The sequence below is a fragment of the Salmonella sp. SAL00653 genome (genome assembly GCF_046552515.1).
GTDB classification, from domain to species: Bacteria; Pseudomonadota; Gammaproteobacteria; order Enterobacterales; family Enterobacteriaceae; genus Salmonella; species Salmonella enterica.
The window spans coordinates 37308-62452 of the sequence record NZ_JBGDTY010000008.1 but is presented as its reverse complement, the minus strand read 5'-3'; the positions used below and the strand labels follow the sequence as shown (position 1 = coordinate 62452).

At 51.3% G+C, this 25145-nt stretch carries 17 protein-coding genes, 1 other RNA gene and 1 pseudogene; 7 read left to right on the top strand and 12 right to left on the bottom strand.

The window, feature by feature from the left end:
* Positions 1-218: 218 nt before the first annotated feature.
* From pipB2 to ACLJRU_RS11165, 3 genes are all read left to right on the top strand, one after another.
* Entirely contained in the window at positions 219-1271 is a 1053-nt protein-coding gene (gene pipB2 / locus ACLJRU_RS11175) for an SPI-2 type III secretion system effector PipB2 (protein ID WP_001540738.1), read from the top strand.
* A gap of 174 nt (positions 1272-1445) precedes the next feature.
* Positions 1446-1778 carry a hypothetical protein gene (locus tag ACLJRU_RS11170; protein ID WP_077905905.1) on the top strand — a complete coding sequence of 111 codons (333 nt, stop codon included), beginning with the start codon at positions 1446-1448 and terminating at the stop codon, positions 1776-1778.
* A gap of 530 nt (positions 1779-2308) precedes the next feature.
* A complete protein-coding gene (locus ACLJRU_RS11165; RefSeq protein ID WP_023235183.1) occupies positions 2309-4483 on the top strand; it encodes a TonB-dependent siderophore receptor in 2175 nt (724 codons plus the stop codon).
* A gap of 41 nt (positions 4484-4524) precedes the next feature.
* Here the strand turns inward: ACLJRU_RS11165 and ACLJRU_RS11160 are convergent, their stop codons facing one another.
* From ACLJRU_RS11160 to iroB, 4 genes are all read right to left on the bottom strand, one after another.
* A complete protein-coding gene (locus tag ACLJRU_RS11160) occupies positions 4525-5460 on the bottom strand; it encodes an alpha/beta hydrolase (protein WP_001540733.1) in 936 nt (311 codons plus the stop codon).
* Positions 5461-5491: 31 nt separating this feature from the next.
* A complete protein-coding gene (locus ACLJRU_RS11155) occupies positions 5492-6736 on the bottom strand; it encodes an esterase family protein (protein ID WP_001540732.1) in 1245 nt (414 codons plus the stop codon).
* Positions 6737-6845: 109 nt separating this feature from the next.
* Complete coding sequence (gene iroC, locus ACLJRU_RS11150) at positions 6846-10502, bottom strand: salmochelin/enterobactin export ABC transporter IroC (protein ID WP_001540731.1); 3657 nt, start codon at positions 10500-10502, stop codon at positions 6846-6848.
* Positions 10503-10582: 80 nt separating this feature from the next.
* Positions 10583-11698 carry a salmochelin biosynthesis C-glycosyltransferase IroB gene (gene iroB, locus ACLJRU_RS11145; RefSeq protein WP_001221110.1) on the bottom strand — a complete coding sequence of 372 codons (1116 nt, stop codon included), beginning with the start codon at positions 11696-11698 and terminating at the stop codon, positions 10583-10585.
* A 690-nt stretch (positions 11699-12388) separates the two neighbouring features.
* Here iroB and hin point away from each other — a divergent pair.
* The 4 genes and pseudogenes from hin to ACLJRU_RS11125 all read left to right on the top strand — a co-directional run.
* Positions 12389-12961, top strand: a complete 573-nt coding sequence (hin, locus tag ACLJRU_RS11140) for a flagellar phase variation DNA invertase Hin (RefSeq protein WP_000190907.1) — start codon at positions 12389-12391, stop codon at positions 12959-12961.
* Between the two features lie 363 nt (positions 12962-13324).
* On the top strand, positions 13325-14845 hold the full coding sequence (locus tag ACLJRU_RS11135) for a FliC/FljB family flagellin (protein WP_000079795.1): 1521 nt from the start codon (positions 13325-13327) through the stop codon (positions 14843-14845).
* 67 nt (positions 14846-14912) lie between these two features.
* On the top strand, positions 14913-15452 hold the full coding sequence (fljA, locus tag ACLJRU_RS11130; protein WP_000389000.1) for a phase 1 flagellin gene repressor FljA: 540 nt from the start codon (positions 14913-14915) through the stop codon (positions 15450-15452).
* A gap of 27 nt (positions 15453-15479) precedes the next feature.
* A pseudogene (locus tag ACLJRU_RS11125) lies at positions 15480-15702 on the top strand (helix-turn-helix domain-containing protein); the annotation flags it as partial.
* A gap of 367 nt (positions 15703-16069) precedes the next feature.
* Here ACLJRU_RS11125 and ACLJRU_RS11120 read toward each other — a convergent pair.
* The 8 genes from ACLJRU_RS11120 to ACLJRU_RS11085 form a co-directional block, all read right to left on the bottom strand.
* On the bottom strand, positions 16070-17056 hold the full coding sequence (locus ACLJRU_RS11120; protein ID WP_001540728.1) for a TIR domain-containing protein: 987 nt from the start codon (positions 17054-17056) through the stop codon (positions 16070-16072).
* Positions 16959-17918, bottom strand: a complete 960-nt coding sequence (locus ACLJRU_RS11115) for a reverse transcriptase family protein (protein ID WP_000843207.1) — start codon at positions 17916-17918, stop codon at positions 16959-16961. Before ACLJRU_RS11115 ends, ACLJRU_RS11120 begins: the two co-directional genes overlap by 98 nt.
* A 30-nt stretch (positions 17919-17948) precedes the next feature.
* The gene (locus tag ACLJRU_RS11110; protein WP_000088415.1) at positions 17949-18176 is read right to left on the bottom strand and encodes a hypothetical protein; all 228 of its coding nucleotides are present in this window, start codon (positions 18174-18176) and stop codon (positions 17949-17951) included.
* Between the two features lie 367 nt (positions 18177-18543).
* Positions 18544-19712 (bottom strand): IS3 family transposase gene (locus ACLJRU_RS11105; protein WP_110161805.1). Its coding sequence is split into 2 segments (ribosomal slippage): positions 18544-19463 and positions 19463-19712, totalling 1170 coding nucleotides; the frame shifts between segments, so codons are not numbered across the junction.
* A 222-nt stretch (positions 19713-19934) separates the two neighbouring features.
* Positions 19935-20297, bottom strand: a transfer-messenger RNA (tmRNA) gene (gene ssrA, locus ACLJRU_RS11100).
* Positions 20298-20368: 71 nt separating this feature from the next.
* Complete coding sequence (locus ACLJRU_RS11095; RefSeq protein WP_077916206.1) at positions 20369-21532, bottom strand: HlyD family type I secretion periplasmic adaptor subunit; 1164 nt, start codon at positions 21530-21532, stop codon at positions 20369-20371.
* A 7-nt stretch (positions 21533-21539) separates the two neighbouring features.
* Positions 21540-23720 (bottom strand): type I secretion system permease/ATPase, encoded by a 2181-nt coding sequence (locus tag ACLJRU_RS11090; protein ID WP_001540719.1) that lies wholly within the window; start codon positions 23718-23720, stop codon positions 21540-21542.
* Entirely contained in the window at positions 23717-25126 is a 1410-nt protein-coding gene (locus tag ACLJRU_RS11085) for a TolC family outer membrane protein (RefSeq protein ID WP_000533858.1), read from the bottom strand. The genes ACLJRU_RS11090 and ACLJRU_RS11085 overlap by 4 nt, the downstream gene beginning before the upstream one ends.
* Positions 25127-25145 lie beyond the last annotated feature (19 nt).

Sequence of the window (25145 nt, the reverse complement as noted above, 5' to 3'; positions counted from 1 at the left end):
CTGGGGTGAGGGAACGCAGCCGCAGCACATGCAACTTGAAGTATGACGAGTATAAGCCAATATATTTATTTGGCTGCTATTGTGTAAGCCAGACAGCAACGCGTCGTGATACGTTATTATGTAACCAGACGTAAAGGGGGTATTCACCTTATTTCTAAATGCAAATCTATATAATAAATTTTATCATGTACTGTGTTGCTCTCTCTGGGAGAAAATATATGCAGCGTTCACTCGATAGTCTGGCTGGTATGGCTACATCTGCTTTTGGCGCGGGGACTTCTGCTGCTATGCGGCAAGCTACCTCGCCCAAAACCATTCTGGAATATATCATTAACTTTTTTACCTGTGGTGGGATACGTCGGAGAAATGAAACACAATATCAGGAATTGATAGAGACTATGGCTGAGACATTGAAAAGTACAATGCCTGACAGAGGTGCTCCGTTGCCAGAAAACATCATCCTGGATGATATGGATGGGTGTCGTGTCGAATTTAATCTTCCTGGTGAGAATAACGAAGCTGGACAAGTTATTGTACGAGTCAGTAAAGGCGACCATTCTGAGACAAGAGAAATTCCGCTTGTCTCTTTTGAAAAAATATGTCGAGCTTTACTATTCAGATGCGAATTTTCTCTCCCTCAGGATTCTGTAATATTAACTGCCCAGGGAGGCATGAATCTTAAAGGCGCTGTCCTTACCGGAGCAAATCTGACGGCAGAAAATTTATGTGACGCAGACTTAAGCGGCGCAAATTTAGAGGGGGCAGTGCTGTTTATGGCGGATTGTGAAGGTGCAAATTTTAAGGGCGCAAATCTATCGGGAACATCACTAGGCGACAGTAATTTCAAGAACGCCTGTCTGGAAGATAGCATTATGTGTGGCGCTACCCTCGATCACGCTAATCTTACTGGCGCCAATTTACAACACGCGAGTCTGTTAGGCTGTAGCATGATAGAATGTAATTGCTCCGGTGCAAATATGGATCACACTAATCTTTCAGGCGCAACCCTTATACGTGCTGATATGAGCGGTGCGACATTACAGGGTGCTACTATAATGGCTGCAATTATGGAAGACGCTGTCTTAACCCGGGCAAATCTGCGAAAGGCGAGTTTCATTTCTACGAACCTGGACGGGGCTGATTTGGCTGAGGCTAATTTAAACAATACCTGTTTTAAAGATTGTACACTAACCCATTTGCGTACCGAAGACGCCACAATGTCTACAAGTACACAAACACTCTTTAACGAATTTTATAGTGAAAATATTTAGCCCTTTTTGACGTAAATCTGAAATAAAAGCAATGTAAGAATAACAATCTGCTACTGAATAGTAGCTGAGAGTAAATTATTTACAGTATCTTTTATTATTACAGGAGTATGCGACGGTAAAAATATCTGAATAACCATTCCTATTTTCTCAGGTAGAACTTCCAACTAAAGCGAATTGTTTGTAAAGGAAAACGTTATGCCTGGATGTATAAGTGCCTGTTCGTGCGTTGTCAGCTCGACGCCTCCCGATCCTAAGACCCCCCCTGCGCCTAAGTGGATAGAGTTAAAAGGTTATTGTGTTACATGTACTAGTCAGGAGGATATTCGTCCACCTAAAGGGGGTGAATCAAAGCAAAAAATGTCAGCCCTTGAATTAGTGATGGCACGACGTCTTTTAAAAGACCTGGGGGTAACACAACATCCCTGGCAAGACCCGACAGTAAAATCCACTAACTGTGGGTTGCCATTTTTCCCGGTAGATCCTGGGGAACGAGAAACCGATGTTTGATGGTTTTCTGTCTGCAAAGCGCCTGATAAATATTATCAGGCGCTTTGTATTTTGGAGCCAACATCACTTTCATTGTCATATATCGAATGACTACAATCGTATCCGATCCCGCCATTACCCTGACGGAAAGCCTCTGGCAAACTGTAAGAACGGTTCGCCGTCGACAGGGAAGCGTCGGTGGACTTTGAACCGCGCTATACCATTTTTCCTGGTTGTTTCTTGTCATTAACGCTTTGAAAAATAGTTTTATTTCTCTATTCCTGTTTTGTAAAACCTCCGTTCAGTAGGCGCATTCTGCCACCCCTCCCGGATTTACTGGCAAAGTGGAGCCCGGACAGAGAGTCATATTGCAAAATCCCGTTTCCGTTTTCTTATTACCAGATTTTTGCGGTCGAAAGATTGTCTTTTTCTTAATTGAATGATAATTATTATCATTAGTATATGATAATAATTACTATATAGCCGTAACCTGGCAAGGATGTGAGCTTGAGGGCAACAGCGCTACTTTAGACATTATTTAGGGAATGGGTATGAAAGTTAATAAGTTCCTCTGGTTAATAACCGTGGTTTCTACAGGGGTTAATAGTCCATTATCAGCAGCAGAATCTACAGACGACAACGGCGAAACGATGGTGGTTGAATCCACTGCCGAGCAAGTATTAAAGCAACAGCCGGGCGTTTCGATTATTACTCGTGACGATATTCAGAAGAATCCTCCCGTTAACGATCTTGCCGATATTATTCGTAAGATGCCTGGGGTTAATCTTACCGGCAATAGCGCCTCGGGGACGCGCGGAAATAACCGACAAATTGATATTCGTGGTATGGGGCCGGAAAATACCTTAGTGCTGATTGACGGCGTGCCGGTGACGTCGCGAAATTCGGTTCGCTATAGCTGGCGCGGAGAACGCGACACACGTGGCGATACGAACTGGGTGCCGCCGGAGATGGTAGAACGTATTGAAGTGATCCGTGGGCCCGCCGCCGCGCGCTATGGCTCCGGTGCCGCAGGCGGGGTGGTGAATATCATCACCAAACGCCCCACTAATGACTGGCACGGCTCGCTGTCGCTCTATACCAACCAGCCGGAAAGCAGCAAAGAAGGTGACACCCGGCGGGGTAACTTTAGCCTTAGCGGCCCGTTGGCTGGAGATACGTTGACGATGCGCCTGTACGGTAATCTCAACAGAACCGATGCCGATAGCTGGGATATTAACTCCTCCGCCGGTACCAAAAATGCCGCCGGACGGGAGGGGGTCACCAATAAAGATATTAATAGCGTCTTCTCATGGAGAATGACCCCGCAGCAAATCCTTGATTTTGAAGCGGGATATAGTCGGCAGGGGAATATTTATGCTGGCGATACGCAAAACAGTACTTCAAACGCGGTTACCAAAAGTCTGGCGCAGTCCGGGCGGGAGACCAATCGCCTGTACCGGCAGAATTACGGTCTAACTCATAACGGCATCTGGGACTGGGGGCAAAGCCGCCTGGGGTTCTACTATGAAAAAACCGATAACACCCGCATGAATGAGGGGCTCTCCGGCGGCGGCGAGGGGCGTATTACCAACGACCAGACGTTCACCACTAACCGCCTGACCTCGTATCGCACCAGCGGCGAGGTGAATGTCCCGGTGATATGGCTATTTGAGCAAACGCTCACCGTCGGCGCGGAGTGGAACCGCGATGAGCTGAACGATCCTTCCTCTACCAGTCTGACGGTTAAGGATAGCAATATCGCCGGGATTCCCGGTTCGGCGGCTAACCGTAGCAGCAAAAATAAATCGGAAATCAGTGCGCTGTACGTTGAAGATAATATCGAACCTATGGCCGGTACCAATATTATTCCGGGTCTGCGTTTTGACTATTTGAGCGAATCCGGGAGTAATTTTAGTCCCAGTCTTAACCTTTCCCAGGAGTTAGGTGAATACGTCAAGGTGAAAGCCGGTATTGCCCGGGCCTTTAAGGCACCGAACTTGTATCAAACCAGTGAGGGGTATTTACTCTATTCGAAAGGCAACGGTTGTCCAAAAGATATTACGTCGGGCGGCTGTTACCTGGTTGGTAATAAGAACCTCGATCCTGAAATTAGTATCAATAAAGAGATTGGGCTGGAATTTACCGTAGACGATTACCACGCAAGCGTAATGTATTTCCGTAACGATTATCAGAATAAGATTGTCGCAGGTGATCAGATTATTGGCAGAAGCGCATCTGGTGCTTATGTATTGCAGTGGCAGAACGGCGGTAAAGCGCTGATTGAAGGTATTGAAGCCAGCATGGCTGTTCCGCTGATGCCGGACCGTCTGAACTGGAATACCAATGCGACTTATATGATCACTTCTGAGCAAAAAGATACCGGTAATCCCTTATCGATAATCCCGAAATATACGGTGAATACCTTCCTCGACTGGACTATCACCAGCGCGCTCTCCGCTAACGTCAACTGGACGTTATACGGCAAGCAAAAACCGCGAACACATGCGGAGTCGCGTAGTGAAGAGACCAAAGGATTGTCCGGGAAAGCGCTGGGGGCTTACTCACTGGTCGGCGCTAACGTTAACTACGATATCAATAAGAACCTGCGTCTTAATGTCGGTATCAGCAATATCTTCGATAAACAGATCTATCGCTCCGCCGAAGGGGCAAATACCTATAACGAACCGGGTCGGGCTTATTATGCCGGTGTGACGGCCTCGTTTTGATGGGTTATGCCCGCCGCTGGCGGGCATATTCTGGCGACGGGTTAATGGCAGCGTGGTTCTTGGCTTGCCGGTTCGCGACTGATATCCAGCAATGCACTACGAAAAGAGGCGTTAAACATGGGCCCGTGGCCCATGCCCGGGTAATGCTGCAGGGCCGCGTTAACGCCGTTGTTCTCAAGCGTTCTCACGGTCTCCTGAACTTTTTGCAGGAGCTCGGCCATCTGGCGTTGCCTGTTATCCCCATTCGACGCTGAACCTTCCATTATGATGAGTTTTTTATGGCAGGACGGCGACGGCTTCACTGCCGTAAGGCGATTCAACAGGGCAAAGTTATCCCTGCTGAGTGACGGGCTGGCGCTGTAATAGATATGAAAGAAGGATGACGACAGCCAGGAGTCCAAAACGAACAGGCCGCCATAAGAATGTCCCCATACCCCGCGCCGTTCGGGGTTGATGGTTATTCCTTGTTCCACCTGCGGCGCGATATGCCTCTCCAGTAGCTGGCGGAACGCTGGCCCGCCGCCGGTTTTACGATGAAAACGCGGGTTATTTTCACTGCCATCGCGATCGATTCCCGGCGCCGGCGTATAGTCATAAGCTCTGCCGTTAAGATCAAACGGCAGGTTAGTCTGATAGCCAATCGCCACAATCACCGGCGGCGAGTGGTCTGCCAGTTGTTTGAGCAGCGCCTCCGGCAGTCTGTCCATCACTGCGTTGCCGTCCAGCATATATAAGACAGGATAACCCGACGGCGGGGCGGCTTTATTGGGGATAGCGGTCCATACCCGGTAATGTCTTGCGCCATCGGCAGATTGAAAGTCATTGACCCTAAAATGGTAATATCCCGAACCTTTATCAGCGATATTCGGCCCTAATGGCTGCATATCCGGCTGCGCATAACTCAGCGCGCTAAAACAAAAACTCACTAAAAATAGCGCCATGCGATAGCGCTTGTTGTGGTACTGGCGACCATACATCGGATATGATTCCTTTTTGGTAGGTGAAGTTTTATCGGGGCAGTAGACGTAATCCGTCAATCAGCGCGCCGCGCCACCAGGCATAATCGTGACCGCCGGTGTACACGTTGCAATGGCTTTCAACGCCGGCGGCGCGCAATTTTTCATGCAACTGTTTGACCTGCGGGACCGTCGAACCTTCCAGCGATCCCACGCACAGATGCGTACGTACGGCTGGCGAGGGCGCGGATAACACATGTTCGCTGACCCATGAGCGCTCTTCTGCGCTGAAATGGGGCGGGCGATTGCGGTTGTCCGGCGTCCACCACATTGAGGGGGAGTGGCTCAGCACCAGGCCGAAGCTCTCTGGCGCGTGGCGGGCCGCCATCAGCGCGGTCACGCCGCCGAGGCTTTGCCCAGCCAGCACCGTTTGTGTACGGTCCGCCCACCGCCGTTCCGGGTAGTTGGCGCGAAGAGTTGGCAGCAGGCGTTCGGCAATGTCGAGCACCAGCTCGCGGCGACCGCCGAGGATTGCGACGCGTTCACGCGCGTTGATGTTATCAATGCCGAGTACGGCCACCGGCGCGATGCGTCCGCTGCGGATGGCGGCGTCAATGGCGGCGCTTACCCCAAGATGGTCGAACCAGATCTCGCCATCCGTGAGTACCAGCAAGCCCAGCGGTTGTACGACAGGAACGTCAGGAAGATACAGCCGCACACGGCGACATTGTCCGGCGAGCCGATGCTCTGAGGTGAAAAGCTGCCCGGCGTAAGCGCGACAGCCTGACCACTCCTCCTGTGCCGGGGCATGATCCAGCGCCAGAACGGATTCCTGCGCATTGCCCCGAACATTTATTCCCGGCGTGCTGTTCAGCGGGTCCGCCTTCCCGACAAGGGAGGCGAAACGGCTTCCAAGCTGCAACACCGTCTCGTCCGGGGTTTCCGGTGGTATTTCGACCATCGTATAGGAACCGCAGTAGGACGCCGGTAAGCGAAGCGTCAGATGCCAGATATCCGTTGTGGGCAGTTGCGTCATCATACCTTTCGCCACGTTATCTTTATCGGTGACACGGTTCAGGCGAACATAAACCCCCCGCAGAGGAGAGGCGGCACGCCACAGGAAGGTGACTTCCCGTTCATCGTCTGCGCCGTTAATGGCTGTCACCAGCGGCAGTGCGAGCGAGTTTGCTTCTCGCCAGAAGTGAGAAGCGTCAACCTGGCTTCCGGCGGCGAGTTGGCGGCGAAGGCGCGTAGCGGTCTGTATAGCGACAGGAGCGACGGGCGGGCTCAGTCTCATTCTTTGTATTCCATCTCATTTATATTTCGGTCAGTACTAATAGCTAAAGCGGCTGTTACAGGAACAGCCGCTTGCGGGCTTTCTTTTGCGTAAATCGTGGCGATAAAAACTATCCTATGACCTCTCCTTGCGTATCGCGTGTCTGGCCGATGCTGTCCCGCCACAGACGAGCATACAGGCCATGAGTCGCTATCAACTGCTCATGGCTGCCATATTCAGCGATACATCCTTTATCGATTACGACAATAACATCGCAACGGCGAGCGGTGGTCAGCCGGTGCGCGACGATAAGCGCGATGCGTTTCTCGGTATGCGTCACCCTGGTAAGCGAGGTCATTAAGCGCTCCTCGGCGCTACGGTCGATACGCGCTGTCGCCTCGTCGAGCAGCAGAATATGCGCCTGCGCCAGGTGGGCGCGGGCGAGGGCAATCAACTGACGCTGGCCCGCGGACAGATCTGTGCCGCCGTTATTGACCGGAGTACGGAACCCCAGCGGCAGATGTTGCACAGTTTCAAAGAGTCCCGCCCGTCGCGCCGCGCTCTCCACCTCCGTGTCGCTGCTGTTTGGCCGCGGATAGCGGATATTTTCGGCAATATCGCCGCTAAATAATGCGACATCCTGAGTGACCAGCCCCGTCTGGCGACGATAATCACTAAGCGACGCTGCATCAATTAGGCGCTCACCGACACGGATTTGCCCGCTACCGGGAGAGTAGAGTCCGGCCAGCAGCTTGATCAACGTCGATTTGCCAGCGCCGCTACGTCCGACCACCGCGACTACAGTTCCTGGCGGAATGGTGAGCGAGAGCTTATCAAGCACAGGTTGCGTTTTTTCGGGATAGCGGAATGTCAATGCCTCCAGACGTAGCGCGCCGCCAGTGCCAGGCGTTATGGAGGACGGTTCAATATTCTCCGTGTCCTCAGTCGCCAATAGCGCATTGATATGTTTGCCGCTGGCGGTCGCCTGCTGCCAGGAATCAACAATGCCTGACAACTGCTGTACCGGGCCATAAAATTGTCCCAGTAGCAGGAAGAACGCCGCCAGTATCCCGGGCGTCATTTCGCCTCCGGCGACCCGGGTCGCCCCGATTAAAAGCACGGCGGCATAGGCGGCCTCGGTGCAGAAGGTCAGGAACGGAAAATAAACGGCAAGGTATTTTTGCGCCCGCACGCGGGTGGCGCGGAAGTTATCTGATAACGCCCGTAGCCTGGCGGCTTCCTGCTTCTGTTGGCCGTGTGACTGTACTACCCGCATACCGGAGACCTTTTCCTGAAGCGTACTGTTCACCTTACCAATTTCCAGCCGTGCCTGAGCGTAGGCAGGCGAGCTCAAACGGCGGTAAATCCACGTCGCCAGCATCACTACAGGCACGGCGCTTAATGCCGTTAACGCAAGAATGGGGTCAAGCCAGAACATTGCCGCGGCGATAGCGACCATTGTCACGATGCTGGTGGCCGCGCTGGCAAGACCGTTTTGCAGAAATCGGGCGAGTGAATCAACATCGACGGTCATGCGAGTAAGACGCGAGTCGATGTGCTTCTCGTGCCAGGGAAGACTCAGGCGTAGCAGGTGGCTAAAGCTGCGTAAGCGTACCGTATGCTGTACCGACTCTGCCGCGCGGGCGGCGAAGATCGTTTGCAGCGCATAGCAGCACCAACCAATCGCCACCAGACACAGCGCGAGCAGAGCGCATATGCCAATAGTCGACATATCCCCTGCGGCAACGCCTGAGTCAATACCGCGCTGCAAAAGCACCAGCACGCCAACGCCTGCGGCGGAATCAAGCGCGATAAGCAGGGCGGCGATGACGAACATCCAGGCTACTGGCGTCAGCAGCGATGAGACTTGACGCCCGTGGCCTGCCAGCGCCATCTGTACGGCGCGTTCTGGAACGCGCGTCATCCGGTCGACAAAACCTTTTCCGGCGGGTGTCTGGCGCTCATGCGCGTCGTCGGATTTTACCGCCTGCGTTGTTGGCCATAGCGTACGTTGTTCTGCCGGGGCAAGGGCGAGAAAATCCCCCTCGCCGCTCATCAGCGAGCGAAACGTCGGACACCTTGCATCCAGCTCCGCCTGGGTACCGATATCCACGACGCGGCCTTTATCCAGCACGACGATCCGATCGGCTAACTGCAGTGTTGAACGGCGGCGTGCAATCACCAGCAGCATATGCTCATTATCGGCATAACGACCAAGAGCCGTGTTAATTTCCGCTTCAGTACCGGCATCGACCGCCGAGGTGGTGTCATCGAGAATCAGCAGTTCCGGCGCGGTAATCAGTGCCCGGGCTAGCGCAATACGCTGGCGTTGGCCGCCGGAGAGGTTGCTTCCGCGTTCGGTCAGTCGGGTGTTGAACCCCTGCGGTAGCGCATTGATGAACCCGCTGGCGCCTGCGGCATCGGCGGCGCGTCGAATGTCGTCCTGAGTCGCTTGCGGGTGCCCATAGGCGATGTTTTCCGCCACCGTACCGGCAAACAGAAACGCGTCTTCAAAAACTACGCCAACGCGACGACGAAGCGCCGTCAGTTTCAGGTCGCGAATATTCTGTTGACCCGTAGTGGTGTTGAGCCATACTCCGCCGGAGGTGGGATCGTAAAAGCGCGCCAGCAACATCAGCAATGTTGATTTCCCGGAGCCGGATGCGCCAACCACCGCCACGGTTTCACCGGCGTGAATGGAAAACGAGATCTCATTGAGGATACGGTTACCGTTGTCGTAGTGGAAACTCATCTTCTCCACGTCCAGCCCGATAATCTGACCCTCAACCGACTCAGTACCGTCTTCCATGCGAGAACGCGTGTCGATAAGCGCGAAGACGCGCTCTACCGACGCCTGTGTGCGCTGTGCGATAACCAAAAACGATGCCAGTACGCGGGTAGGGCCGGTCAGCATAGCGAGAAAACTCGCGAACGCAACGAAGGTTCCCAGATCGATGCGCCCATTCATTACCGACCAGCCGCCATAGCACAGCAGGACGATTTGCCCTATCACTGGTAGTGCCAGCATGGTTGCGCCCGGCATCGCCTGCGAGATAGCGGCGCCGATGCGTACCCGCACCATCTGCCGCGACTGACCATCGAGCCAACGCGTTTCGCGTAACTCCGCCACGCAGGACTTCACCACTGAGATCTGTTCCAATACTTCGCGCATATGTTCCGTCATGTGCGCCAGCCGGTCTGAGGCAAGCCCCGTTTGCGCGAAAACACGGCGACGGGCGCGCAGGGCGGTAATGGCAAGGGCGGCCAGTACGCAAATCACGATAAGCGTCATGGATGGCGACATCCATAGCATCACCGCGATACCGGCCACATAGTAAGTGAGTACCGCCATCGGCACCGGGCACATTTGTAGCAAGGTGTGTACCTGTTGAAGATCGCTGTTGGTACGCGAAATGACCTGCCCGGTACGTAAGGCGTCCTGGCCTGCGCCGTCCAGTTTTTGAATACTGTCGAACGCACGGCTACGTAACGTATGCTGAACCCACAACGAGAGTTCCCCGGCATAGCCGCGGCGCACGTAATTCCCGATAAAATCAAAAAGGGCAATTAACAGCAGGCCGCAGGCAAGTAACGGCAGGTGGGTCGTATCGCCTGCTATCGCGTCATTGACGGCCTGACGCGTTATTAGCGGCGTCAGCGCAGCCAGTAAAATGGTCGATACTGATGCTACGATGACAATGATGCTCAGTGTTTTACGTTCCCAACACACGCGGGCAAGGCGAACTATCCAGGCACGAGCGGGCATGGGGGAATGAGTCGCGGGCATTAAGCCTCCTTATCGGTGAAAGATGAGATATGGCGACACACGCTGGGTTCAGCCGCCATATTGTCATTGCGCTGCCGCGGTTAGCCGTGTTGCAGCATGGCGATCAGTTTTTTTGCCACCTCGGTCGGGCAAGGCTGGGCCGCCATTTCCGCCGCGACCTCCTGCGACGCCTCGCGAAGCGCGCGATTACCGAGGAAGGTATTAATCATGCTGCTCGTAAGCCCGCTCTTACCGGGAATAATGCCGCATCCGCGCTCGACCACGGCGCGGGCATTGACGGGTCTGTCGGCACCCTGGCCAAAGACTATCTGCGGAATGCCGGCATGCAGCGCCGTCAGGGTGTTGCCTGCGCCGCCATGGTGGATAAAACCGTCGGCGCCGTTAAGGAAAACGCCCATCGGAAGCCAGTCGACCAGACGGACATTCGGCGGCAGTGAACGTAAATCCGAGCGGGCGTTTGCCGGAAGATGCAGGATGATTTCGGCATCTACTTCGCCGGCAGAATCCATTACCCAGGAAATCAGATCCAGGCCATCCACCATCGGTTTGACAGTGCCGAGGCTGACCAGAAGACGCTTGCGATCAGGTGTACGTTCCCACCATTCTTCCCAGACGGCGCCGCCGTTATACGGGACGTATTGCATGGAGATAACCGGCTCTCCGTCATTTTGCAGTATGCTCATGCTGGGCGGTGTGACGTCTATCCACGCCAGATCTCTTGGTGGCGCGCTGACCCCATGGCGGCGGTAGGCGTTAGAAAGTGATTTCGTCACGCCTTTGATGTGCCAGGGCGTATGACCGAAGCCGACGGTTTGCATCACTACCGGAATGTCATACTTAGCGGCAATCAGTGGTCCAACGACCCCAAGGGGAGGGTAGACGATGAGATCTGGTCGCCACTGCCCGGCGAACGCGACCAGCGGGTCAGTCATCTCTTCGCTGAAGAATGAGAAGTTCCCCATTTTTGTTCCAATGTTATTTTCTTTTCGTAATGCCTCCTGACGGCGATAACCCGCTTCCGAATCGAAACCAGGCGCAGCGTCAAATACCACCAACCCAGCTTCGGCTGCTTTCTGTGCAAATTTTCCACCGCTTGCAATCAGCACTTCATGGCCATTAACACGAAACGCTTGCGCCAGAGACAGCACAGGGTATAGCAGTCCATACAGTGGTGGACCGACAAACAGAATACGCATGAGAAATCCTCTCTCTCCACGTCATAAATCGAACAAGTCGTTAATGAGAATGATAATAATTACCAATATCATTTGTAAAATGCAATAACTAATACGACACTTGATCATGTGATGATTTTTTGCGTAAAAATCGGGAAAGATGAGAGCGTTAAGCGGTGAAGTTTGGTTTCAGGCTTATTTACGCGCGTATGGTCGCACAGGCAAAGCGCCAGGATTGGGGAACTGGATTCGCATACCAGACGCCCGTGGATTATTAATGATAACTTCGCAAATAACCTTTCAGACAATGAGGTAAACGTACCGACAGCAAGGTAACGGGAAACGTAGGGAGTAGTATTGATAACACGTTGCGGGGCAATTTAATGGTGTCCGGCGGCAGATCGTGTTCTGTGCAGACTTTCCGGCGTTAAATCCCGTATCACCTGCGAGCCTGGACTATCTCTGTGGTATCAACTCTGTAGGAATTTTGTCCCCTTCGTCTTCATTAGCCAATGAAACCGGCTTTAACGTCACCGTTCGAATGTTGCGAACGAACAGCTCCTTATGCGGAATATCGTCACCGCTCTGCGATTTTTATAGCGCATCAGCCACACGATTTATTGGTTCTTGAAAACCAAGGTTTTTGATAAAGCAATCCTCCATGAGAAAAGCGACTAAAATTCTTCCTTATCTGATGTAAAGGAGAAAATCATGGCTACTATTGGGTATATTCGGGTGTCAACAATTGACCAAAATATCGATTTACAGCGTAATGCGCTTACTTGTGCAAATTGTGACCGCATTTTTGAGGACCGTATCAGTGGCAAGATTGCAAACCGCCCCGGCCTGAAACGGGCGTTAAAGTATGTAAATAAAGGCGATACTCTTGTCGTCTGGAAATTAGACAGACTGGGCCGCAGCGTGAAAAACCTGGTGGCGTTAATATCAGAATTACATGAACGTGGAGCTCACTTCCATTCTTTAACCGATAGTATTGATACCAGTAGCGCGATGGGGCGATTCTTTTTTCATGTAATGTCAGCACTGGCCGAGATGGAGCGAGAATTAATTGTCGAGCGAACCCTTGCCGGACTGGCTGCCGCCAGAGCGCAAGGACGACTGGGAGGGCGCCCTCGGGCGATCAACAAACATGAACAGGAACAGATTAGTCGGCTATTAGAGAAAGGCCATCCTCGGCAGCAACTAGCTATTATTTTTGGTATTGGCGTATCTACCTTATACAGATATTTTCCGGCAAGCCGCATAAAAAAACGAATGAATTAAAATAAAAATTACAACAGGATGGATATAACATTTTTGTAATACAGGCGTGTGGCATAAATAAACCGAAAGGGTATACAAAAAAGACAGCATCTAATTAAAAAGAGAAAAAATTCAACGTATTAACATATATAGTGTAACGCGCTCACGATAAGGCCTATGTTACATCCAGCTATAGACGACATCGCTCAAAACACTACCAGACACAGTATTCACCTGGAAAGGCTTTTTAATCAAAATGTTAGATGTAAGCAATTACGGACAGAAAAAATAGTAAAGTTTATGCCTCAAGTGTCGATAACCTGGATGACACAGGTAAGCCTGGCATAACATTGGTTATCAAAAACCTTCCAAAAGGAAAATTTTATGGCACAAGTAATCAACACTAACAGTCTGTCGCTGCTGACCCAGAATAACCTGAACAAATCCCAGTCCGCACTGGGCACCGCTATCGAGCGTCTGTCTTCCGGTCTGCGTATCAACAGCGCGAAAGACGATGCGGCAGGTCAGGCGATTGCTAACCGTTTTACCGCGAACATCAAAGGTCTGACTCAGGCTTCCCGTAACGCTAACGACGGTATTTCTATTGCGCAGACCACTGAAGGCGCGCTGAACGAAATCAACAACAACCTGCAGCGTGTGCGTGAACTGGCGGTTCAGTCTGCTAACAGCACTAACTCACAGTCTGACCTCGACTCTATCCAGGCTGAAATCACCCAGCGTCTGAACGAAATCGACCGTGTATCCGGTCAGACTCAGTTCAACGGCGTGAAAGTCCTGGCGCAGGACAACACCCTGACCATCCAGGTTGGTGCCAACGACGGTGAAACTATCGATATCGATCTGAAGCAGATCAACTCTCAGACCCTGGGTCTGGACTCACTGAACGTGCAGAAAGCGTATGATGTGAAAGATACAGCAGTAACAACGAAAGCTTATGCCAATAATGGTACTACACTGGATGTATCGGGTCTTGATGATACAGCTATCAAAGCGGCTATAGGTGGTACGACTGGTACGGCTGCTGTAACCGGTAGTGCGGTTAAATTTGACGCAGATAATAACAAGTACTTTGTTACTATTGGTGGCTTTACTGGTGCTGATGCCGCCAAAAATGGCGATTATGAAGTTAACGTTGCTACTGACGGTACAGTAACCCTTGCGGCTGGCGCAACTAAAACCACAATGCCTGCTGGTGCGACAACTAAAACAGAAGTACAGGAGTTAAAAGATACACCGGCAGTTGTTTCAGCAGATGCTAAAAATGCCTTAATTGCTGGCGGCGTTGACGCTACCGATGCTAATGGCGCTGAGTTGGTCAAAATGTCTTATACCGATAAAAATGGTAAGACAATTGAAGGCGGTTATGCGCTTAAAGCTGGCGATAAGTATTACGCCGCAGATTACGATGAAGCGACAGGAGCAATTAAAGCTAAAACCACAAGTTATACTGCTGCTGACGGCACTACCAAAACAGCAGCTAACCAACTGGGTGGCGTAGACGGTAAAACCGAAGTCGTTACTATCGACGGTAAAACCTACAATGCCAGCAAAGCCGCTGGTCATGATTTCAAAGCACAACCAGAGCTGGCGGAAGCAGCCGCTAAAACCACCGAAAACCCGCTGCAGAAAATTGATGCCGCGCTGGCGCAGGTGGATGCGCTGCGCTCTGATCTGGGTGCGGTACAAAACCGTTTCAACTCCGCTATCACCAACCTGGGCAATACCGTAAACAACCTGTCTGAAGCGCGTAGCCGTATCGAAGATTCCGACTACGCGACCGAAGTTTCCAACATGTCTCGCGCGCAGATTCTGCAGCAGGCCGGTACTTCCGTTCTGGCGCAGGCTAACCAGGTCCCGCAGAACGTGCTGTCTCTGTTACGTTAATTTATTTCGTTTTATTCAGCCCCGTGAATTCGGGGCTTTTTCATTTAGCATAGATGAATATATATTTATGGAATGTATGGCTGTAAATGATATTTCCTACGGGCGAGAGGCTGAAATATGGCCGCGGGATTATTCTATGCTTGCTCGTCGAGTTCAATTTCTACGTTTTAATGATATCCCTGTTCGATTGGTGAGTAATAATGCCCGAATAATCACAGGCTACATTGCGAAGTTTAATCCGAGGGAAAATTTGATTCTGGCTTCGGATAAACCTAAAGGAAATAAGCGCATTGAAGTTAAATTAGAGTCTCTGGCAATTCTTGAAGAATTATCAGGTAATGACGCTTTTAATCTTTCACTGGTGCCGGCTGACGAATTTAATCTTCAGCAATATACTCCATCAAGAAGGGATTATTTTTCGATTTGCAATAAGTGCTATAAACAGGGAGTCGGTATCAAAATCTATATGAAGTATGGACAGGTTTTGACTGGCAAAACGACAGGTGTAAATGCGTGTCAGGTTGGTGTGAGGACATCCAATGGCAATCATATGCAAGTTATGTTTGACTGGGTGAGCAGGATCACGTCTTCGGACTACGCTGAATAACGCCTACGGTAATAAAAAATTGCGTGAGAAAATATTGCTCCTGGAGGAACAGAGACCATTCGACAGCGCATAGATAGTTTCGCCGCTGCTCGTGCCACTACGGCCAGGACGCTTAAAGCAGCTGACAGAAAAGAATTGATCATTAAAGCTTCGCAAAGAAGGTCTGCTGATTTTTTGCAAATCTATGGATACCGTAGCCCAACATCCTGGCGTCTCACGGGCAACTGCTTATCTTTATGCTCGACAGTCTGACTGCGAGCTTTGCCCCAGCCAGGCAGGACTCTCAGTGAGTGTTCTATTTTCTTTGACTCTCGTATTCCAATTCTTTCGGGAGTTATTGGTGAGACTTTTGGCGTTTTGCCCTGTCACCCATTGCGTCATTTGACGTCAATGCCCGTGAGGCTCTCAGCAATCCTCACCAGGCGGCAATAGATGTAAAAAAGCCCGCAGAGCTTGTGCTGTGCGGGCTTTCTGTACTTCACCGGACGTATCCGGATCATTATTTGGTGGAGCTGGCTGAGAGCGACACCAAATACTAACTGTCTGATTCTTTGAGCAATGTAGCGGGAATCAATGTCACATGACTATGGCACATTAAGGCAGTAATTTTCAAGTGGTTACACAAGCTTGTTCATATCAATGTTAAAACCAGCTTGTTTCATTTCTTTGGCTAACTGAAGATGCCATGCGTTTGCCTCGTCCATTTTTATGTAGACGACCCCACTAATATCATTCGGAAGTTCTATTGCTCCATCAACCAAAGCTACTACACGATCTCTTCCTAACTTACCTATCAAAAAACCATGTTCGAAAACAACGTTTTGACGGGCTCTTAACTGTAGGTCGTCTGCATTGTCTTTGGCATTGCCTATATCGTCCGGCGTGTATAGCACAACAGCAAATCCCACATCAGTAAACTGCTCGATTTTCTCTATTATGGTTCTACCAGAGCTTGCTTGTTCATGCAGAATAATAGCTTTGTAATCCAATTGTTCTACAAAACGAGCAGTCTTGATCTTCGCTGCATCATCATGCCCGTGAACAATGAAAACTTTGTCAGACTTTGTATTTGTTGTTGATTTATTTGGTTTTTTTGATGCGATCGGTTTTTTGCTGCCAGCGGGACCAGTGATGAATTCATCAGTTACATCAGGAGCTCGATATATCGCACGTTCTAGGTAAGACGGTCCGCCAAACATAATCACACTTGAATTTCGATCTTCTGCTTCTATCGCAGGTATGAAAGATTCAATGCTGGCTTCAGTAGCCTTAACAGTTAATCTGTTTATTTCTGATGTTTGAATAGTCGTGCCGTTTACTGTAATTGGGTTGCCTAGCTCGTAAGGTTCTATGAAGCGAGCAATCAGCTGCTCTTTGGTGAGATCTGTTTTGTTTTCTTCAGCACCATCTTTGCCAGTTTTTACTGGTTTCTTTTCAATAACAACGTGATACAACATATCATTTTCCTTGTATGGCACGATAATTACTTTTAGTCTACTTGCTGTTTTAAGTACCTTGTTCTGAGCGCTTTTTTGTGGCTTTGAGCTGCTGTGTAAAAAAACGAGCTCTATCTTTTTGTCTGAAGTCAACTTGACCGGCTGCATGCAGTTTACCTGCTAGCTTTTCTAGATGGATTATTTTTGTAGCGTTGTCTTTTGCTTCAGCCAAAGTAGCGAATTCTTTTCCTATTGAATCGTTATGTGCCCAACGTACCTTAAGTTCCCCATCCTGAATGACTATCCCCGTAAGCAGCTTTCCCTCTGATGACGGATAAAATCGCTCTTTTTTGTCTTTAGAGGTGAGTCCATGGGAACGAATACATTTTTTAGCTTGGGCGGCAAATCCTTTTGGGATTTTCGAACCAGAGAACGCCACATCGTCAACATATGCCGTAAATACTAAGCTGTTTGAGGCCGCAAGGTTGCTAAGCTCGTCGAACATGTCTTTATTGGCCCAAAACGCCATAGCCATGCTTATCGGACTGCCTGTGGGCACTTTTCCTGCAAAGGTTGAGAGATTGGTCATGATATAAGCTACATCAGGTGACATCTCAAATTTTTCTACAAATGCCTTGTAGACCTTTGCAGCCCTAGTCGAGGGGAAAAACTTATGAATGTCGAGTTTCAGAAGTTCAGTTGCTAGCTTATGTGATTCTACATTAGTAAGTGTTGAATGCTTCTTCCGACCAGAGTGAAGATATGGAGGTAGTTCGATTCTGCTCAATAAAACGCCGATTTTCCTATGAACCGCTTTGAGCTGAGCAATTGGTTCCTGTATTGTCCTTCCGGCATCATTTACAAATTCTTTGTACGCTGAGTCAAGCATTAGCTTGTCTGCTTGTTTCTTGGATAGCCCTATGATTTCAAGTAATTTTCTTTTATTTTTAAGCTTGAATAGAGGCGATTGATTCAGGGGATAAATCTTTGGGGGACTTTGAAGACTAGGGGTACGTTTTGTGCTTTTCATCGTTGTTGTTCCTATCCATTATAGCCTCCATTACAGGAATCCCTTGATGGATGCAAAGATGGAGGCAACAGCTTCAGAATGAAAAACAGCAGAAATCACTTCGCTGATAACTAAGGTAAACAAGAGATTACCGGCATCTTTGGAGTATTTCTTTAGTCTTTCCTTCACACAAAACGTTTGCTGAACACTAGCCTGGTATTTTTTACGTGTCTTTCGACTTGTATTTGTCTTTCGACGTTTACGTGTCTTACGACTCATAATTACATCTCCTTCTCAGTTCCCGGTCACCACTATGGTTACCGGCCTCGCCTGAACTGACAGGAATAAGAGATGTTCAGCAATTAACCCCAGTATTCGACGTCACTGTGTGACGTCCCCTCGCCACAATCCGGCAATCCCAACTGTTACAGCAAGTACCAGAGCGTTGGTGATGCGTTAGCATCGTAACGTTGGAACATTGAGAACGTGTGGCATGCGTCGTGTGGGGAGAGAATAGAGGCCGAAGCCTCCACGATGGCTGACAAGCAGACCATCAAGCTTTTGCGAGGAGCTCTCTCCTAGGTACTAGCGGGGATATTTTATGATCATATTCATGTGGTTAGCAATAGAGCAGAGGATGAAGTGGTCAACTAAAACTGGCCACGGCTTTAGAGTTTTTCCAGTATCGGTTTTCCGATTCGTTTGGGAGTAATCCACCGTTATAGTCATGCGGCCTTAACGAGCTGTAATACCCGACGATATAGTTTGTAATCGCATGAGCAGCTTCGCTAAAGTTTGTATAACCAGTCACTGGCACCCACTCGTTTTTCAGACTTCTGAAGAAGCGTTCCATCGGGCTGTTGTCCCAACAGTTTCCTCGTCGGCTCATACTCTGCCTGATCCGGCAACGCCACAGTAACTGCCGGAACTGTCTGCTTGTATAGTGGCTACCCTGGTCACTGTGGAACATCACTTCGGCTGGTTTACCGCGAGCTTCCCACGCCATTCCCAGCGCTTTGATGGTCAGCCTGCTGTCCGGCGAGAATGACATTGCCCAGCCCACCGGTTTCCTTGCGAACAGATCGAGAACAACTGCCAGGTAAGCCCAACGCTTGCCTGTCCAGATATATGTCACATCACCGCACCACACCTGGTTAGGTTCTGTCACTGCGAACTGTCGCTCAAGGCGATTCGGGATAACGATGTGTTCATGACCACCACGTTTATACCGGTGGGTAGGCTGCTGACAACTCACCAGCCCCAGTTCTTTCATGAGCCTGCCGGCAAGCCAGCGTCCCATTCTGAAACCTCTCATGGTTGCCATAATCGCGATGCTTCTTGCACCAGCAGAGCCATGGCTGATGTTATGCAGTTCCAGAACCTGATTACGTAACACAGCTCGCCTGCCATCTGGCTTTTCGGGGCTTTTTTCCCAGTATTTATAGTTGCTTCGATGAACCCCGAACACGTGGCAGAGTGTGACCACAGGATACTGCGCTCTGAGTTTCCCGATTAACGAGAACTGTTCAGGGAGTCTGACATCAAGAGCGCGGTAGCCTTTTTTAATATGTCGTTTTCCATTTCAATGCGTTGTAGCTTTTTCTTCAGCTCACGTATTTCAATTTGTTCCGGGGTTATAGGGGAGGCTTTAGGTATTTTGCCCTGTCGTTCATCCCGCAACTGCTTTACCCATCGCGTCATGGTAGAAAGGCCCACATCCATAGCACTGGCCGCAGCTGCAACGGTGTAGTTCTGATCAAGGACCAGTTGAGCGGATTCGCGTTTAAACTCTGCACTGAAATTTCTTTTTTTCATTGAGGCACCTGTAATGTTCTGAGGTGAGCATATCACCTCTGTTCAGGTGGCCAAATTCAGTAAACCACTTCAAAACGCTTCCTGAACCACCAGGTGTGGTTACGCTTATAGAGGTAATGGGGGATGCTGTTTGATGGCATATGGTACACTCCTGAGTCACAGTTGTGCCACACGCCCAAAGAGAAACGGCCTGAAACTCCAAGAGAATCAGGCCGTTATATTTGGTGGAGCTGGCGGGAGTTGAACCCGCGTCCGAAATTCCTACATCCTCGGTACTACATGCTTAGTCAGTCTTTACATTCGCCTGGCACCTGCGGACGGACACGCCACTACCAGACTAGCCTGATTCGTTTTAACGCTTCAACCCCAGGCAGGGCATCCGCGCGATCTCTTTTGGGTTTGACCTCTCTTGATCCCTGTCCTAAGAGCGGAGGCTAGGGAGAGAGGGCTCTAAGCAGGTTATTAAGCTGCTAAAGCGTAGTTTTCGTCGTTTGCGACTATTTTTTTGCGGCTTTTTACGAGGCCAACCGCCCCTCGGCATGCACCTTGGGTTTCGCAAATCCCGTCGAATCCAGAATCAGCCCCAATGTGTAAGGTAAGTATAACAGACTTGTGACACGCGTGACCAGCCCCCGTATCTTCTTATCTTCAACGATTTACCGCTCGCGCAGCGCTTCTTTCGCGCGATTAAACGGTTTGATTAAATAGTCGACAATGGTTTTTTCACCGGTTTTGATATCCACCGTGGCGATCATGCCTGGAACAATCGAAAAACGGCGTCCTGATTTATTTTGTAGATAGTCCTGGTGGGTGCGGATAAACACGCGATAGTAGAAAATTTCCGGTTTCACTTTATCCTGAATGGTGTCCGGTGAAATGGTCTCCACCACGCCGTCAAGCCCGCCGTAAATGGCGTAATCATAAGCGGTAATTTTAACCAATGCGCGTTGGCCGGGATGAATAAAGGCGATATCACGCGGCGAAAGGCGGGTTTCAATCAGCAGACGATCGTCTACCGGCACTATCTCCATCATCTCGCCGTTAGGCGGGATCACGCCGCCAATCGTCGTGACCTGGATATTTTTAACAATGCCGCGTACCGGCGAACGCACGGTGAGGCGGGTGACGGAATCCTCGCGTCCTTTTAAAATGGCGGAGAGCATATCGACTTCAGCGTTCGCTTTCGATAACGCTTCGCGTGCCTGCACATAATATTGTGAGCGCAGATCGGTAATTTTTAAGCCTAAATCGCTTTTTTGTCGTTGCAGGCGTAGCACTTCAACATGACTGGCCGCGCCGCTTTTCTCCAGACGCTGGGTAATGGCCAGCTCTTTATTAACCGACGCCAGCGCATCCCGTAGCTTGGCTTCGGTATCGGACAGCTGCGCGCGGCGGCTTTTATAGAGACGCGTCTCTGCGGCAATCAGATCCGGCCAGCCGTTCAGCTCAGCGGGGAAGGCGAGAGGTAAGTCGTTGACTTCCGCGGTTAACCGTGCGCTGGAGGCGAGTGAAGCGCGATATTTTGCCGCACTTTCACCAACATTGGACGCCAGACGCGTCGGATCAAGCCGGGCGACAATCTGGTTAGCCTGAACTCTGTCGCCTTCCCGCACCGTCAACTGCGCCAGAATGCCGCCATCCAGCGACTGCAGAACCTGTTCGCGTGAACTGGGGATCACTTTCCCGTTGCCGGTGGAAACCTCATCCAGTCGGCCAAACCACGCCCAGATGCCGAGAATGAGAAATAACAGTGAGCAGATCAGAACAATACGACCCGCGCCGGAAAACGCCCGTTCACGCTGAATATCGGGATCGTCCATCGCGGCATCATGCTGATTGATTTTCATTTTTCCACTCCCGACGGTGACTTTGCATCCGATCCGCGTTAAGCGCCTGCGCTTTTGGCGCATCCATCACCAGTTGTCCTTCTTTCAGGACAACGACACGCTCAACCAGCTCCAGTATTGGTACCCGGTGCGTCGCGACGACCAGGGTTCGATTGCCAAGCCACTGATGTAACCGCTGAATAAACTCTCGTTCCGTATGCTCGTCCAGCGAGGCGCTGGGTTCGTCAAGTAGCACAATATTGGGGGAGCGCAGCAGCATTCTCGCCAGCAACAGGGACTGACGCTGCCCGCCGGACAGGCCGTTACCACCCTCCATAATGGGATGATCCAACCCTTTTGCCAGCCGCCTGACGAAGACGGCGCCGCCGCTGACTTCGAGCGCGTCAAAAATCTGTTCATCGTTGGCGTGCGGCGCGCCGAGCGTCAGGTTCTCTCGTAGGGTGCCGAAGAAAAGCCGCGCGTTCTGGCTAAGAAAGCCGATGTTGCGGCGTAAATCCGCCATATCGATGTGCGACAAGCTGAGATTATCAAGCCGGGCATCTCCCTGAATCATCTCCAGGCCGCCCGCCATCGCCTGTAAAAGTGTGGATTTACCCGCGCCGTTACGCCCCAGTATCGCAATCCGCTCGCCTGGCATGATCTCCAGACGCACGAGGCGCAGCGGTATGCGTTGATCGTCGTTATGGTAACGAAACTGAGCGTTTTCAAAGAGGTAATGCCCGTGGAGGATGTCGCGGTGTATCAGGCTATCGTCATGCTGTGTCTCGGTGGGCAGTTGCATAATGTTGTCGAGACCCATCTTCGCCGCTTTCACCTGCTGCCAGCGCGCCAGCACGCCGCACAGGTTAGCCATTGGCGCGATCATCCGCGAGCCGAGCATCGACGCGGCGACCACGGCGCCGGTAGTCATACTGCCTTCAATAACCATCGGCGCGCCGAACATAATCACTGCGGCATACACCAGACTTTGTACCGACATCCCCCAACTGATAAGCCCTTGCGTGAGTTTGCGGGTGCGTAGACCCGACTCGCCGGTAATACGGATATAGCTATTCCACTGCTGAAGAAAGCGGTTCTCCGCCTGCATCAGTTTAATATCTTCCAGCCCCTGAACGCTTTCGACCAAGACTGCATTGCGTAGCGTCGCTTCGTGGGCGGCCTGGTTGGCGAGGACAGCCAGTTTTTTTTGCAGTGCGACGCCCGGCAGGATCATCAGCAGAGCCGCCACGGGCGCTATCCATGCCAGCGGTGGGGCAATAATCGCCAAGACTATCATAAACAGGAAAAAGAAAGGCAGATCGACAATGGTCGCCAGCGTTGAAGAGGTAATCATCTCGCGGATCTGCTCCAGTTCGCGTAACTGCGAGATAAAACTGCCTGTGGAACGGGGAATAGCGCTGTTGCGCAGCCTTAACGCATGACCGAATACCCGATCGGAAATGCGCATATCGGCGCGTTTACCGAGCACGTCCATAATGTGCGTACGCGCTTCACGCAGCAGAAAACCGAACAGCACCGCTACCAGCACGCCGAAGGAGAGAACGTACAGGGTAGGATATGACTGAGCGGGGATCACCCGATCGTAAACCTGCATAGAGAACACAATCCCGGCCAGCGACAGCACGTTAATCAGAAAGGCGGCGACCATTACCGGTAAATAAGGGCGAATATCCTGCAGAACCAGCTCGCGCATCCAGTCAGGTTTAAAGCGGGAGATATAGCGGTCGACGCGGCTATCCTTGAGCGCCGATAGCGGGCGTAGCGCGGCAACATAGAGGATCTCCGGCAATAACTCGCTGAGCGTCAGGAGGTTACGCTGACCCTCTTCTTCAATCACAAAAACGTCTACCGCATCTTCGCCATTAACATGTTCGATGACCAATAACTGCCCGTCCCGGAGCTCGACAACCAACGGCAATCGCCACTGACTAAATGCCGTTTTGTCTATGTCCGGCGCATGAAAGGATAAACCCGCCTGCCGCGCGAGCTGCGTTAAGGCGGTCGTTCTGCTTTTACCCCTAAACCACGGGGCGTTGGCCTGAATTGAACCGGGAGAACAGGCAACGCGATAATGACCGGCGACATGGCTGATGGCCTGCGCCCATTGGCTTAGCGCGCGCTCACTGAGTACCTCTTCTACATCGGGGGCGGCGCGGGTCATGGCTGGATCTCCACGGATTGAATGCTGCGATGATTTAACGCGAACGCCTGACGAAGCGCGCCGGTGTTATACAGACAGTTCAGTTGCAACTGATGCAACTGGCTTTCCGTTTGCAGTTCGGCAAAACGCGCCTGGTAAACTTCCTGCTCCGCATTAAGCACGTCGAGCAGCGGGCGGGAACCGAGGTCAAGGTATTGTTGCTGATACAGTTCGCGCGTGCGTTCGCTAAGCTGCTGTTGCCGACGAAGGATTTGTAACGCGCTGGCAAGACTCATTGCCTGGCTGCGCGCCTCCATCAGTTTCTGGCGGACATCAAGCCGGGTGCGCTGAATGGTCGACTGAGCCGCGTCTACCGCATGGCTGGCGGCGTTGCGTCGGGCAGTCAGCCCTCCGCCCTGATAAAGCGGCATCTCAACTTTTACCCAGGTGGAATACTGGGTTTTATCCAGCACTTCATGACTGGGATATTTATCATTAAGATAATGTTGTACAGAAGGTTCGAGCGAAATCGTCGGCGTCATTTGCGCGCTGGCATAGTCCAGATTCGCCCGCGCAACGTTGGCCTGCGCCCAGGCGGCCAGTACCGCGGGCACCAGTCGATCGTCGGGAGTCGCCGTCTCACAGCTGCGAGCAAGTTTCGCCGGGAAGTCATTATTGATGCCGTTAAGCGAATTCCAGCCCAGCCAGCTCATCAGTGAGGCTTTCGCACTGTCGAGATTGGCCTGATACTGCGCCAGTTGCGAGCGGGCGGATTCGATTCTGGCTTCGGTTTGCACCACGTCAGATAGCGACGTAGCGCCTTCATCGCTGCGCTGCCGGATAAGTTTACCGATGCTGTCCAGCGCGACGAGCTGTTCTTCCGCCGCTTCTACCATTTGCTGCCAGCTCTGCGTTTGTACAATGGCGTTGGCGGTTTCGTGCGCGACGGTATCAATACTGAGCAACACATTGGCCTGTTGCTGCGCTGCGCCTGCGGTTTCGGCGCGAACCTGGCTTGCCACTTTGCCGAAGTCATAAAGCATTTGCGATACCGACAGCACCAGCGAGGGGCTATACCCGTGATCGGTGTAGGTATTGCTGTACCCATTGTTCACGCCAGCGCTGACTTGCGGATAATATTTCGATTTGGCGACCTCTATTTGTTCATTCTGTGCGAGCAGTTTGCCGATGGCTTCGCGAATAGAAGGATGCCAGTTAACGGCGCGATTGACCGCGTCATTGAGCGTCAGGTTGCCCGGCGCGGCGGCGCTGAGCGGCAACTCAGCGGCGGAGCCATCCAGCGAAGGAAGCATCTGGTCCGTTGCTAATCCTTCGGATGTAATCATTGGCGGCGCTTCTGCGCCCCGGGGCTGGTGATGAAACAAAGCAAATGCCAGTACGATGGCGACAGGCGCGACTCTTCCCATAGTTTATCCCTTTTAAATA